Annotated in this window: 13 protein-coding genes; 9 read left to right on the top strand and 4 right to left on the bottom strand. The window is 70.8% G+C overall.

Annotated elements, in window-relative coordinates:
• Positions 1-297 precede the first annotated feature (297 nt).
• Positions 298-2,085 carry a glyoxylate carboligase gene (gcl, locus tag D9753_RS07010; protein ID WP_121786218.1) on the top strand — a complete coding sequence of 596 codons (1,788 nt, stop codon included), beginning with the start codon at positions 298-300 and terminating at the stop codon, positions 2,083-2,085.
• A gap of 333 nt (positions 2,086-2,418) precedes the next feature.
• Here the strand turns inward: gcl and D9753_RS07005 are convergent, their stop codons facing one another.
• From D9753_RS07005 to D9753_RS06990, 4 genes are all read right to left on the bottom strand, one after another.
• Positions 2,419-2,652 carry a hypothetical protein gene (locus tag D9753_RS07005; RefSeq protein WP_121786217.1) on the bottom strand — a complete coding sequence of 78 codons (234 nt, stop codon included), beginning with the start codon at positions 2,650-2,652 and terminating at the stop codon, positions 2,419-2,421.
• Between the two features lie 417 nt (positions 2,653-3,069).
• Entirely contained in the window at positions 3,070-4,533 is a 1,464-nt protein-coding gene (locus tag D9753_RS07000) for a catalase (RefSeq protein WP_121786216.1), read from the bottom strand.
• A 188-nt stretch (positions 4,534-4,721) separates the two neighbouring features.
• A complete protein-coding gene (locus D9753_RS06995) occupies positions 4,722-5,612 on the bottom strand; it encodes a 2-hydroxy-3-oxopropionate reductase (protein WP_121786215.1) in 891 nt (296 codons plus the stop codon).
• A 16-nt stretch (positions 5,613-5,628) separates the two neighbouring features.
• Positions 5,629-6,501, bottom strand: coding sequence for a TIM barrel protein (locus D9753_RS06990; protein ID WP_121786214.1), 873 nt, complete (start codon positions 6,499-6,501; stop codon positions 5,629-5,631).
• A gap of 158 nt (positions 6,502-6,659) precedes the next feature.
• On the opposite strand from D9753_RS06990, the gene D9753_RS06985 reads away from it, so the two are divergent.
• The 8 genes from D9753_RS06985 to D9753_RS06950 all read left to right on the top strand — a co-directional run bounded on the left by D9753_RS06985 (position 6,660) and on the right by D9753_RS06950 (position 13,878).
• Positions 6,660-6,923, top strand: coding sequence for a thiamine-binding protein (locus D9753_RS06985; protein ID WP_121786213.1), 264 nt, complete (start codon positions 6,660-6,662; stop codon positions 6,921-6,923).
• Positions 6,924-6,970: 47 nt separating this feature from the next.
• Positions 6,971-7,282: a helix-turn-helix domain-containing protein gene (locus tag D9753_RS06980; protein WP_394346802.1), complete on the top strand. Its 312-nt coding sequence runs from the start codon at positions 6,971-6,973 to the stop codon at positions 7,280-7,282.
• Positions 7,283-7,433: 151 nt separating this feature from the next.
• Entirely contained in the window at positions 7,434-7,946 is a 513-nt protein-coding gene (gene uraD / locus D9753_RS06975; RefSeq protein WP_121786211.1) for a 2-oxo-4-hydroxy-4-carboxy-5-ureidoimidazoline decarboxylase, read from the top strand.
• 4 nt (positions 7,947-7,950) lie between these two features.
• The gene (gene uraH, locus D9753_RS06970; RefSeq protein ID WP_121786210.1) at positions 7,951-8,358 is read left to right on the top strand and encodes a hydroxyisourate hydrolase; all 408 of its coding nucleotides are present in this window, start codon (positions 7,951-7,953) and stop codon (positions 8,356-8,358) included.
• Positions 8,359-8,362: 4 nt separating this feature from the next.
• Entirely contained in the window at positions 8,363-9,310 is a 948-nt protein-coding gene (gene pucL / locus D9753_RS06965; RefSeq protein ID WP_121786209.1) for a factor-independent urate hydroxylase, read from the top strand.
• A gap of 64 nt (positions 9,311-9,374) precedes the next feature.
• Entirely contained in the window at positions 9,375-10,787 is a 1,413-nt protein-coding gene (locus tag D9753_RS06960) for a nucleobase:cation symporter-2 family protein (protein ID WP_121786208.1), read from the top strand.
• 69 nt (positions 10,788-10,856) lie between these two features.
• Positions 10,857-12,242, top strand: a complete 1,386-nt coding sequence (locus D9753_RS06955) for an 8-oxoguanine deaminase (RefSeq protein ID WP_121786207.1) — start codon at positions 10,857-10,859, stop codon at positions 12,240-12,242.
• Between the two features lie 268 nt (positions 12,243-12,510).
• A complete protein-coding gene (locus D9753_RS06950; RefSeq protein ID WP_121786206.1) occupies positions 12,511-13,878 on the top strand; it encodes a nucleobase:cation symporter-2 family protein in 1,368 nt (455 codons plus the stop codon).
• Positions 13,879-13,885 lie beyond the last annotated feature (7 nt).

The raw sequence follows: 13,885 nt of genomic DNA, 5'->3' as shown, positions 1-13,885 counted from the left end.
CATATTGCGGCGCACTCGTCCGGGGCCCGTCCGCGTTCCGGTGGCCGAGCCGGTGCGAACAGCGCCTGGTGGTTTCCCGCCCCTCCCGCCCCGCCGCTCCTGTCCCGCCGCTCCTGTCCGGTGCTCGCCGGTCCGTGGACCTCTTGACGGTCCTGCCCCGCCGCCCTACATTGCTTCCAGATAGTAGAAGTTATATTCCGTAATGCGAAAGATTGCGGAAGGTCGACCACTTGGAGACTGTGCTCACCGCGGGGCGCGACGGGAGTACGCATCCGACAGCCGAAGCAGGAGTACTCGATGGCCCGTATGACCGCTGCCCGCGCGGCAGTTGAGATCCTCAAGCGCGAGGGCGTCACCGACGCCTTCGGTGTGCCGGGCGCGGCGATCAACCCGTTCTACAAGGCCCTCCAGGAGGGTGGCGGCATCAGCCACACCCTTGCCCGCCATGTCGAGGGCGCCTCCCACATGGCCGAGGGCTACACCCGTACCCAGCCGGGCAACATCGGCGTCTGCATCGGCACGTCGGGTCCGGCCGGCACCGACATGATCACCGGTCTGTACTCGGCCATCGGCGACTCCGTCCCGATCCTGTGCATCACCGGCCAGGCGCCGACGCACGTCATCCACAAGGAGGACTTCCAGGCCGTCGACATCGCCTCGATCGCCAAGCCGGTCACGAAGATGGCGGTGACCGTCCTGGAGGCCGCGCAGGTCCCCGGGGTCTTCCAGCAGGCCTTCCACCTGATGCGCTCCGGCCGCCCCGGCCCGGTCCTGATCGACCTGCCGGTCGACGTGCAGCTCACCGAGATCGAGTTCGACCCGGAGACCTACGAGCCGCTGCCCGTCTACAGGCCGGCCGCGACCCGCGCCCAGATAGAGAAGGCGATCTCCTTCCTGCTCGACTCCGAGCGCCCGGTCATCGTCGCCGGCGGTGGCGTCATCGGCGCCGACGCCGCCGACCTGCTGGTCGAGTTCGCCGAACTGACCCGGACCCCGGTCATCCCGACCCTGATGGGCTGGGGCACGCTGCCCGACGACCACGAGCTGAACGCCGGCATGGTCGGCGTCCAGACCTCCCACCGGTACGGCAACGCCACCTTCCTGGAGTCCGACTTCGTCCTCGGCATCGGCAACCGCTGGGCCAACCGCCACACCGGCTACAAGCTGGACGTCTACCGGCAGGGCCGCAAGTTCGTCCACGTCGACATCGAGCCCACCCAGATCGGCAAGATCTTCCCGCCGGACTACGGGGTCGTCTCCGACGCGAAGGCCGCGCTGGAGCTGTTCGTCGAGGTGGCCGAGGAACTGAAGGCGGCCGGCCGGCTCCCTGACCGCTCCGGCTGGGTGGCCTCCACCCGGGAACGCAGGGCGACACTGCTGCGCCGTACGCACTTCGACGACGTTCCGATGAAGCCGCAGCGCGTGTACGAGGAGATGAACAGGGCCTTCGGCCCGGACACCCGGTACGTCACCACGATCGGCCTCTCCCAGATCGCCGGCGCGCAGATGCTGCACGTCTACCGGCCGCGCCACTGGATCAACTGCGGCCAGGCCGGCCCGCTCGGCTGGACCATCCCGGCCGCGATCGGCGTCGCCAAGGCCGATCCGGACTCGCCGGTCGTCGCGCTCTCCGGCGACTACGACTTCCAGTTCATGATCGAGGAGCTGGCGGTCGCCGCCCAGCACCGGATCCCGTACGTGCACGTCCTGGTGAACAACGCCTACCTCGGTCTGATCCGGCAGGCCCAGATCGGCCTGGACATCAACTTCCAGGTCAACCTGGAGTTCGAGAACATCAACGCGCCGGAACTGGGCGTCTACGGCGTCGACCACGTCAAGGTCGTCGAGGGACTGGGCTGCAAGGCCATCCGGGTCACCGAGCCGGACCAGTTGGGCGCCGCCTTCGAGCAGGCGAAGAAGCTGGCCGCCGAGTACCGGGTGCCGGTCGTCGTCGAGGCGATCCTGGAGCGGATCACCAACATCTCGATGAGCCGCACCATGGACATCAGCGACATCTCCGAGTTCGAGGACCTGGCCACCGAGCCCGGCCACGCGCCGACGGCGATCAGGCCCCTGAAGGTCTGACCCGCCCGGTAGGCACGGGGAAGGGGCGGCCGTCCGAGAGGACGGCCGCCCCTTCCCCGTGCCCGCACACCGGCCTCAGCCGCCGGCCGGGGCCCGCGTCCGGCCGGGCCCGCCCCTCCGGACGGAGGAAGGGCGGCGCCCGGTCCGTCCGGCCCGCGTGACGCCCCCCCCGTGCGGGGTCCGCCACCCCCGTGCCGGCGGGCCCCGCGTGGAGATAATGTCCCCGAGAACAGGCGCGGTTGAAGCCCCCGCGGCGGTGTTCAGAGGTTGATTTGAGGTTGCGCGGCCCGCGTACGGCCACTGCCCTACGCGCCGTCGCCCCGGCCGGCGCTCCTACAGCTCGTGCTCCGACAGCCCGGGCCAGTCGTCCGGCCCCCCGCCCTGCCACTCGATGAGATCGCTCTCCTCCACCTCGACGCGGTCGAGGTCGGTGAGCCGCAGGATCTCCACGACGTCGTCCAGGTGGGACGCGATCCCGAGGATGACGTCCCCCTCGGTGACGCGCCGGGAGCCGTCGAGGGCCGGCGGATGGACCACGATGTGCGGGTACTGCGTCGGATCGCCCATGGCTTCAGCGTGCTGCGGAACCGGCGCCCGCGCACCCCGGGCCGGCCGGGCCGCCGGGAACACGCGAAAGCGCCCCCCGGCCAGGGGGCGCTGCGGGCGCCGTGTGGTGACCGTCCGACGGCGCGAGGCTGGGCGCGACAGGTCGTTCGCGCCGCCGGACGGGGTGGGAGGGCCCCGCTGACGGGACTGGGTGGGACCGCGGTGGGAGCGACGGAGCCGGACGCCCCTCCCTCTGGTCGAGAAGGGAGTCCGGTCCTTCACCACCGCACTGGCTCGCACGCCACCGCGGTCCTCGCCCTGCCCGCGCCACGTGCCGGCGACCACCCCTCATCAGGGCCCGTCCGGCGTGCTGCGCGGGCCGCGTGCGGGATTATGACCTCCCGTCAGATCCCGTACGCTGCTCGGTTGTTCCTCGGGTCAGTCCTCGCGCAGGGCGCGTACCGCCTCCTCCACGCGCTTGCCGTACCCGGGGTCGGCCGCGTGGAAGTGGGTCAGGTTCTTCTCGATCACGTCGTCGCGGGAGACCTGCGAGAGGCCGCCGGCGATGTTCGCGATCAGGCGGGACTTCTCCTCCTGCGACATCAGGCGGTACAGCTCGCCCGCCTGGAAGAAGTCGTCGTCCTTGGTGTGCAGGGGGGCCTCGTGGGTGCCCGTGTGCCCGTGGACCGCGAGGGGGGCCGACAGCGGGCGGCCGGTCTCGGCCGGGCCGTCGTAGGAGTTCGGCTCGTAGTTCTTGGCGTACCGGCCCTGGGGGTTGAGGGCCATGAGGCCGTCGCGGCCGTGGTTCAGGGCGCCGCCCGGGACCGCCTTCGGGGCGTTCACGGGGAGCAGGGTGTGGTTGACGCCGAGGCGGTAGCGGTGGGCGTCGGCGTAGGCGAACAGGCGGCCCTGGAGCATCTTGTCCGGGGAGGGGCCGATGCCGGGCACGAAGTTGTTCGGGGAGAACGCGGCCTGCTCGACCTCGGCGAACACGTTGTCCGGGTTGCGGTCGAGGACCAGGCGGCCCACGCGCTGGAGCGGGTGGTCACGGTGCGGCCAGACCTTGGTCAGGTCGAACGGGTTGAAGCGGTAGTCGGCCGCCTCGGCCGCCGGCATGAGCTGCACGTAGAGGGTCCAGGACGGGTGCACGCCCCGCTCGATGGCCTGGAGCAGGTCCGTCTGGTGGGAGTTGGGGTCCTGGCCCGCGATCTCGCGGGCCTGCTCGGCGGACAGGCAGCGGATGCCCTGGTTCGTCTTGAAGTGGTACTTGACGAAGAAGGCCTCGCCCGCGGCGTTCGTCCACTGGTAGGTGTGCGAGCCGAAACCGTCCATGTGGCGGTACGACGCCGGGATGCCGCGGTCGCCCATCAGCCAGGTCACCTGGTGCGTGGCCTCGGGGGAGTGGGCCCAGAAGTCCCAGACGTTGTCGGGTTCCTGCCGGCCGGTGAACGGGTCCCGCTTCTGCGAGTGGATGAAGTCCGGGAACTTGATCGGGTCCTTGATGAAGAACACCGGGGTGTTGTTGCCGACGAGGTCGTAGTTGCCCTCCTCGGTGTAGAACTTCACGGCGAAGCCGCGCGGGTCACGGACGGCGTCCGCACCGCCGAGGGAGTCGGCGACCGTGGAGAAGCGCACGAAGACCTCGGTGCGCTTGCCGGCGGCGCCGAGGAAGTCGGCGTGGGTGAAGCCGGTGACGTCGTCCGTCACCTCGAAGTGGCCGTAGGCGCCGGAGCCACGGGCGTGCACCACACGCTCCGGGATGCGCTCGCGGTTGAAGCGCGCGAGTTTCTCCAGCAGGTGCTGGTCCTGGATCAGGAGCGGGCCGCCTACGCCGGCGGAGGCGGAGTTCTGGTTGTCGGCGACCGGGGCGCCGGACTCTGTCGTCAGCACGCGCTTGGACATCGGGGACCTTCCGTGCGGTGGCACTTCCGTGCGGGTGGCAGCGGAAATCTTCTTCCGCTCGGTGGAGCCTAGAAGTGGGACATCTAAGCGTCAACAGTTTGTTGAAGTTGATTCCGGGCCGCGGTACCGCCTGGGCGCGACAGGACAGGTGTCGGCGGCACCGCGGCCCGGAAGTCTCGTGCGGCCGGTCAGACCTGGGCGCCGGACAGGCGCTCCACGGCCCGCAGCAGGGCCGAGTGGTCCAGGCCGCCGTCGCCCTGGGCGCGCAGCGACGCGACCAACTGGGCGACCACGGCGCCGACCGGCAGGGCCGCGCCGACGGTGCGGGCGGCCTCGGTGACGATGCCCATGTCCTTGTGGTGCAGGTCGATACGGAACCCGGGCTCGAAGTCGCGGGCGAGGAAGTTGTCCTTCTTCCGCGTCAGCACGGTGGAGCCCGCCAGGCCGCCGTTGAGGACGTCCAGCGCGGCCTTCAGGTCCACGCCCGACTTCTCCAGGAAGACCACGGCCTCGGCGCACGCCTGGATGTTCACGGCGACGATGAGCTGGTTGGCGGCCTTCACGGTCTGGCCGGAGCCGTGCGGGCCGCACAGCACGATCGTCCTGCCGAGCGCCTCGAACACCGGCCTGGCCTCGTCGAAGTCGGCCTGCCGGCCGCCGGCCATGATGGACAGCACGGCCTCGACGGCGCCTGCCTCGCCACCGGACACCGGCGCGTCCAGCACCCGGATGCCCTTGTCCTCGGCGGCCTTCGCCAGGTCGACGGAGGTCTGCGGGGTGATGGACGACATGTCGATCAGCAGGGTGCCCCGCCGAGCGTTCTCCAGGATGCCGTCCGGACCGTAGGCGATGGCCTCGACCTGCGGGGACGCGGGCACCATCGTGATCACCACGTCGGCCTCGCGCACGGCCTCGGCGATCGAGGGGGCGGCGGTGCCGCCGGCGGCGGCCAGGCGGTCCAGCTTGTCCTGCTCCAGGGTGTAGCCGGTGACCTGGTAGCCCGCCTTGATCAGGTTCTCGGCCATGGGGGAGCCCATGATGCCGAGGCCGATCCACGCGATCTTGGGGAGGTTGCTCATCTTCGGGGTGCCTCTCTCACTGCTCTGCAAGGTCGGGGGTTCGGCGCGCCGGGCGCGGGAGCCACTCGAAGGCCTCGGCGCTCGGGCGGTCGCCGGGCTTGTACTCCAGGCCGACCCAGCCGTCGTAACCGGCCTTCCCCAGCCGGTCGAGCAGCTCCGCCAGCGGGAGCGAACCCGTGCCGGGGGCGCCGCGGCCGGGGTTGTCGGCGATCTGCACGTGCCCGGTCCTCGCCGCGTACCGGTCGATGACCGCCGGCAGGTCCTCGCCGTTCATGGACAGGTGGTACAGGTCCATGAGGAACTTCGCGTTGCCGAGGCCCGTCGCCGCGTTCACCCTGTCGACGACGGCGACCGCGGCCGGCGCCGACACCAGCGGGTACCGCGGCGACTCGGGCTTGTTGAGGGCCTCGATCAGCAGGATCGCACCGACGCGGTGGGCGGCCCGGGCCGCCAGGACCAGGTTCTCCAGGGCGAGCGCGTCCTGCTCGGCCGGGTCCACGCCCTCGACGCGGTTGCCGTACAGCGCGTTGAGCGCCTCGCAGCCCAGGGAGGCGGCGAAGTCGGCCGCCACGTCGATGTTGGCGCGGAACCTGTCCGACTCCTCGCCGGGCACCGACAGGGCGCCACGATCCGGGCCGGGCAGTTGTCCGGCGTAGAAGTTCAGCCCCGTGAGCCGTACGCCCGCGTCCTCGATCGCCTTCTTCAGGGCGTCCGGTTCGGACCGCTCGGGGGTGGGGGAGTCGATCCAGGGCCACCACAGCTCGACCGCGGAGAAGCCCGCCGCGGCGGCTGCCGCGGGGCGCTCCAGGAGCGGGAGTTCCGTGAAGAGGATCGACAGGTTGACGTTGAAGCGCTGGTCTGTGGTGGTGCTCCACTCGGAACCTGGCATTCGGGCCGCGCTCCCTTCCGTGGTTGCTATTCCGTATTACGGAAGTTTGTTTCTGTGTAATGGAAGATTGCCGTCGTGTGTCGCCCCTTGTCAAGGGGGGCCGGCCGCGGAGTCCGGCCGGGCTGCCCAGGAACCGCCCCGCGCGTTAGGTTGAGCCCGTGCGATTGAGAGTGGAGTTCACGACCGAACCCTTCGACCTGGACGAGGCGCCCGCGCACGCCCTGGTGGCGCGGGAGGTCATCGAGACGGCCGGGCTGGACGCCGTCGACGTCGGCCCGTTCGGCAACACGGCCGAGGGCGGGGCCGACCGCGTGCTCACCGCGGTGGACGCGCTGCTGCGCAAGTCCCTCCAGGCCGGCGCGACCCGGGTCTCCCTCCAGGTCAACGTGGTCGACGACGAGATCGGGGAGGAGGGTAGGTGACCGGGGACGAGCCCTTCATCGCGGCCGTGAAACCGCTGGTCGACGCCATGGGCGGGGAGATGCTCCCGCCCGACGAGGCCGGCCCCGACGACGTCGTCCTCGCCTGGCAGGGCGCCGACATCGTCGCCGTGCGCCTGCCCCAGCTCGCCGACTCCCTCGACCACATCCTCGCCGCCATGGAGCGCAGACAGGGCCGGCCGCTGGCCGAACTGGACCGCAAGGCCAAGCAGGAGGTCGTACGGATCCTGGAGGCGCGCGGCGCGTTCGCCGTGCGGCACGGCGTGGAGACGGTGGCCGGCGCGCTCGGCGTCAGCCGCTTCACCGTCTACAACTACCTCAACCGGGAGAAGGGCGTCTGAGGGGCCGGGGACGGGGGCCGACGCGCAGCCCGGTCCCGGTCCTCTCTTGTTACGCGGAATTTTCAACAAAGTGTTGACGTGATGTTTCCGAGGGCGTTAGCTATCGGCAGCCCGTTCAGCACGACGGCCCATCGTGGCCACGGAGGCTCCCGTGACGTCGACTTCCACGCCCCCGGGCCTGGCCCGGTTCAACGCCCTGGAGGAGCCGGATGCCCTCGCCGCCCTCCACGAGGTGTGCGCCTCCACCGAGTGGGCCCGGCGCCTGACCGCCGCCCGTCCCTACGCCACCGCGGAGGACCTCCGCACCGTCGGCGACGCCGCCATGGCCGAGCTGACCACCGCGGACCTGGAAGAGGCGATGGCCGGGCACCCGCCGATCGGACGCCCCCGCCCCGGCGACCCGACCTCCGCCCGCGAACAGCGCGGCATGGCCGGCGCCTCCGCCGAACTGAAGGCGGAGCTGCTCGAACTCAACCTGGCCTACCAGGAGAAGTTCGGCCACGTCTTCCTCATCTGCGCCACCGGCCGGACCGCCGAGCAGATGCGCGACGCGGTCAAGGAGCGCATCGGCAACGCGCCGGAACAGGAACGGGAGATCGTCCGCACCGAGCTGGGGAAGATCAACCGCATCCGACTGGCCCGACTCGTCGAAGAGGACGCCTGACACCATGAGCACCAGCACCACCGCCTCCGTGTCCACGCACATCCTGGACACCTCCGCCGGCCGCCCCGCCGAGGGCGTCGCCGTCCGGCTCGCCGCCCGCGGCGGCGCGGCAGCCGACTGGCAGACGCTCGGCGGCTCCGCGACCGACGCCGACGGCCGGTGCAAGGACCTGCCGGCCCTGCCGGCGGGGACGACCCACGTACGGCTCGACTTCGCCGTGGAGCCGTACTTCGAAGAGCAATCCGCGAAGAAGCAAGCCGATGCGCAGCAGGACGCCCCCGCGAACCGGGACAGCGGACCCGGCGTGTTCTTCCCGGAGGTGGCGATCACGTTCGCCGTCGTACCGGGCGAGCATTACCACGTACCGCTGCTGCTCAACCCGTTCGGCTACTCCGTTTACCGAGGGAGCTAGCTACATGACCGACAATTCCCGCCCTGCCCGCCCTGTCATCCTGGGACAGAACCAGTACGGCAAGGCCGAGAACCGGGTCGTCAAGATCACGCGGGACGGCGCCACCCATCACATCAAGGACCTCAACGTGTCGGTCGCGCTGAGCGGCGACATGGAGGAGGTCCACTACTCCGGCTCCAACGCCAACGTCCTGCCGACCGACACCACCAAGAACACGGTGTTCGCGTTCGCCAAGGAGTACGGCATCGAGTCCGCCGAGCAGTTCGGCATCCACCTCGCCCGCCACTTCGTCACCACCCAGGAGCCGATCAAGAGCGCGCGGATCCGGATCGAGGAGTACGCCTGGGAGCGGATCGAGAACTCCGACGCCAACTCCCGGTTCATCGGCGCCGACGAGGTCAAGCACTCCTTCGTCCGCAAGGGCCAGGAGACCCGCGTCACCCAGATCACCTACGACGGTGAGCGCTGGGAGGTCATCTCCGGCCTGAAGGACCTGGTCGTGATGAACTCGACCAACTCCGAGTTCTGGGGCTACGTCAAGGACGAGTACACCACCCTCCAGGAGGCGTACGACCGCATCCTGGCCACCCAGGTCTCCAGCCGCTGGCGGTTCAACTGGACCGACGACGAGCAGAAGGCGCCCCACTGGGAGAAATCCTACGAGCAGGTCAGGAAGCACATGCTCCAGGCCTTCGCCGAGACCTACTCCCTCTCGCTGCAGCAGACGCTGTACCAGATGGGCGCGCGCATCATCAACAACCGCAGTGAGATCGACGAAGTGCGCTTCTCCCTGCCGAACAAGCACCACTTCCTCGTCGACCTGGAGCCGTTCGGGCTCAAGAACGACAACGAGGTCTACTTCGCCGCCGACCGGCCCTACGGCCTGATCGAGGCGACCATCCTCCGGGACGGCTGCGAGGCGAAGATCCCGGTCGACATGACCAACCTCTGACGCGGGACGCGCGCCCCCGCCCCCGCCACCACGGCCGGGGGCGCGCCACACCGGAGGGAACGAAATGGCACAGCCTGCGAAGGGGCCCGCCACAGCCCCGTGTTCCACCCCGCCGGTGCACACCGAGGACGCCGTCACGTCCGTGCACCCGGTGGACGAGAAACTCCACCCGACGCGGCTCGTCCCCGCCGCACTCCAGCACATCGCCGCGATGTACGCGGGCGTGGTCACTCCTCCGCTCATCATCGGCCAGGCCTGCGGACTCGACATCGCGGCCCGCACCCGGCTCATCGCCGCCAGCCTGCTCATCGCCGGCCTCGCGACCATCCTCCAGACCATCGGCGTCAAGGGCCTCGTCGGCAACCGGCTGCCCTTCGTCAACGCCGCCTCCTCCGCCGGCATCGCCCCCATCCTCGCCATCGCCGAGACCAACGGCCGTGGACACCAACTCCCCGCCATCTACGGCGCGGTGATGGTCGCCGGCGCCTTCTGCCTGGCCCTCGGCCCCTTCTTCGGCCGGCTGCTCCGCTTCTTCCCGCCCCTGGTCACCGGCGTCGTCATCACCCTGATCGGCGTCACCCTGATGCCCGTCCCGGTGAGCTGGGCACAGGGCGGCGACGCGACCGCCGCCGACTTCGGCGCCATGCGCCACCTCGCGCTCGCCGGGTTCACCCTCGCAGTCATCCTGCTGATCCAGCGCTTCGGCCGGGGCTTCGTCCGACAGGTCGCCCTGCTGTTCGGGCTGCTCGTCGGCACCCTCGCCGCGATCCCCTTCGGCATGGCCGACTTCAGCGGCCTTCAGTCCGCGCCCGTCGCGGCCCTCCCCACCCCGTTCGCCTTCGGGGCCCCCGAGTTCCAGCCCGCGGCCATCCTCTCCCTGTGCATCGTGATGCTGGTGCTGATGACCGAGAGTTCCGCCGGCATGCTCGCCCTCGGCGAGATCTGCGACCGCCGCGCCGACGCCAGGACCATCACCCGCGGTCTGCGCACCGACGGCATCGCCACCCTGCTCGGCCCCGTCTTCGGCGGCTTCCCGACCTCCGCCTTCGCCCAGAACGTCGGCGTCGTCTCCCTCACCCGGGTACGCAGTCGCTACGTCGTCGCCGTCGCCGGCGGCACCCTGATCGTCCTCGGCGCCTTCCCGGTCCTCGGCGCCGTCGTCTCCCTGGTCCCCATGCCGGTCCTCGGCGGCGCGGGCATCGTGCTCTTCGGCTCCATCGCCGTCAGCGGCATCCGCACGCTGTCCGAGGCGGGCCTGGACGACAGCTCCAACATCATCCTCGTGGCCGTGGCACTCGGCGCCGGCATCATCCCGCTGGCCGCACCCACCTTCTACGCCGACTTCCCGGCGTGGGCGCGGACCGTGCTCGGCTCCGGCATCAGTGCCGGCGCCCTCGTCGCGGTCCTGCTCAACCTGTTCTTCCACCATCTCGGCACCCGGAGCCACGGACCGGCCCCGGCACTCAGATCCTCCTAGGGTCCTGCCGTGCCCTCCCCGTGGCCCCATCCCCGGCCACGGGCCGCCACTGAAAGACAAGGAAGCAGCATGGCAGCACCGGCAGCCCAGCGCACCGTCATCGAGAACTGTGCCATCGCGACCGTGGACGCGGGCGACACCGAGTACGCCTCCGGGCACCTCGTCCTCGCCGGCAACCGGATCGAGTCGGTCGGCGCCGGCCGGGCCCCCGAGGGCCTTCAGAACGTGGTGCGCCGCATCGACGCCACCGGCCACCTGGCCACACCCGGCCTGGTCAACACCCACCACCACTTCTACCAGTGGATCACCCGGGGCCTCGCCACCGACCACAACCTGTTCGACTGGCTGGTCGCGCTGTACCCCACCTGGGCACGCATCGACGAGCAGATGACGTACACCGCCGCGCAGGGGTCCCTCGCCATGATGGCCCGCGGCGGTGTCACCACCGCCATGGACCACCACTACGTCCACCCGCAGGGCTCCGGCGACCTGTCCGGCGCGATCATCCGGGCCGCCGCCGAACTGGGCGTCCGCTTCACGCTGGCCCGCGGCTCCATGGACCGCAGCGAGAAGGACGGCGGCCTGCCGCCGGACTTCGCCGTCGAGACCCTGGAGGGCGCCCTCGCCGCCACCGAGGAGACCGTCCGCACCCATCACGACGCCTCCTTCGACGCCATGACCCAGGTGGCCGTCGCCCCCTGCTCCCCGTTCTCCGTCTCCACCGAACTGCTGCGCGAGGGCGCCGAACTGGCCCGCCGGCTCGGCGTACGGCTGCACACCCACGGCTCGGAGACCGTGGAGGAGGAGAAGTTCTGCCACGAGCTGTTCGGCATGGGCCCGACCGACTACTTCGAGTCCACCGGCTGGCTCGGCGAGGATGTGTGGATGGCGCACTGCGTCCACATGAGCGACTCCGACATCGCCGCGTTCGCCCGCACGAGGACCGGCGTCGCCCACTGCCCCTCCTCCAACGCCCGCCTCGCCGCCGGCATCGCCCGCGTCCCCGACATGCTGAGGGCGGGCGTCCCCGTCGGCCTCGGCGTCGACGGCACCGCCTCCAACGAGTCCGGCGAACTCCACACCGAACTGCGCAACGCCCTGCTGATCAACCGCCTCGGCGCCCACCGCGAGGCCGCGCTGAACGCCCGCCAGGCCCTCCGGCTCGGCACCCACGGCGGCGCCCGGGTCCTCGGCCGGGCCGGACAGATCGGCTCCCTGGAGCCGGGCAAGCTGGCCGACCTGGTGCTGTGGAGGATGGACACGCTCGCCCACGCCTCCATCGCCGATCCGGTGACCGCGCTGGTCCTCGGCGCCGCCGCCCCGGTCACCGCCTCCTTCGTCAACGGCCGGCAGATCGTCGAGAACGGCCGTCTGCTCACCGCCGACGAGGACACCATCGCCGCCTCCACCCGCGAGGAGGCCCGGCGCCTGGCCCGGATCGCCGCGCAGGGCTGACCACCACGAACCCGGACCGGCCGTCGCACGGCCGGCCCGCCACGAAACTCCGGCCGGAGGGGACGGCTTCCGGCCGGAGCCGTGGATCCGAGCGGGATCCACGGCCGACCGTCTCCGGGGTGCGTGCGGACGCGCGCGCCCCGGAGCGGTCACCAGCGCACCGCTCACCACTCACGCCCCACCCCCGTCACGGTCCCGCACGACCACACGCACCACCTCCATGAAACCCGCGTCTGTGACGACGTGTTACCCGCCCGGAGGAGCAGCCGTGGCCGCCCATCCTGTTGACGAGAAACTCCCCGCCCTCAAAATGGCGACCAGCGGCCTGCAGCACGTGGCCGCCATGTACGCCGGAGTCGTCGCCCCACCCCTGATCGTCGGCGCGGCCATCGGCCTCTCCGCCACCGACCTGACCTTTCTCACCGGCGCCTGCCTGTTCACCGCGGGCCTCGCCACCATCCTCCAGACGCTGGGCATCGGGAAGATCGGCGCCCGGCTGCCCTTCGTCAACGGCGTCACCTTCGCCGGTGTCGCCCCCATGACCGCGGTCGTCGCCTCCACCAAGGACAAGTCGGACGCCCTGCCGCTCATCTTCGGCGCGGTCATCGTCGCCGGCCTGCTCGGCTTCCTCGCCGCCCCCGTCTTCTGCAGGGCCGTCCGCTTCTTCCCGCCGGTCGTCACCGGATCCGTCATCACCCTGATCGGCGTATCCCTGCTGCCGGTCGCGTTCGGCTGGGCCCAGGGACCCGACCCCCAGGCACACGACTACGGTTCGACCACCTACCTCACCCTCGCCGGCATCACCCTGGCCATCGTCCTGCTGCTGCGCCGCTTCACCCGCGGCTTCGTCAAGCAGATCGCCGTCCTGCTCGGCCTGGTCGCCGGCACCCTCATCGCCATCCCCTTCGGCGTCACCGACTTCGGCCCCGTCGCCGATGCCCACGTGCTCGGCTTCCCGACCCCGTTCCACTTCGGCGCCCCCCGGTTCCAGCTCGCCGCCATCCTCTCGCTGTGCGTGGTCATGGTGGTCTCGATGACCGAGTCGACCGCCGACATGCTGGCCCTCGGCGAGATCGTCGAACGCCCCGCGGACGAGAAGACGATCGCTGCGGGCCTGCGCGCCGACACCCTCGGCTCCGCCCTCAGCCCGCTCTTCAACGGCTTCATGTGCAGCGCGTTCGCCCAGAACATCGGCCTGGTCGCGATGACGCGCATCCGCAGCCGGTACGTCGTCGCCACCGGCGGCGGCTTCCTGGTCCTCATGGGCCTGTGTCCCATGGCCGCCTCGCTCATAGCGGTCGTACCCCGGCCGGTCCTCGGCGGCGCCGGCGTCGTCCTGTTCGGCTCGGTCGCCGCGAGCGGGATCCAGACCCTGGTCCGGGCCGGCCTGGAGAAGGACAACAACGTCCTGATCGTCGCCGTGTCCCTCGCGGTCGGCATCATCCCGATCACCGCGCCGGGCTTCTACCACGCCTTCCCCGAGACGGCGAGGATCGTCCTGGACTCGGGCATCTCCACCGGCTGCGTCACCGCCGTCGTCCTCAACCTCCTCTTCAACCACCTCGGCAGGGGCCACGAGGCCCAGGACGTCACCCACCCGATGGAGGCGGGGGAGGAGATAGCCGCCGCACACTGAACCGGAC

It is taken from the genome of Streptomyces dangxiongensis (genome assembly GCF_003675325.1).
GTDB lineage: Bacteria > Actinomycetota > Actinomycetes > Streptomycetales > Streptomycetaceae > Streptomyces > Streptomyces dangxiongensis.
Note: the sequence above shows the minus strand (reverse complement) of the source record. Positions and strands in the feature narration are given on the sequence as shown.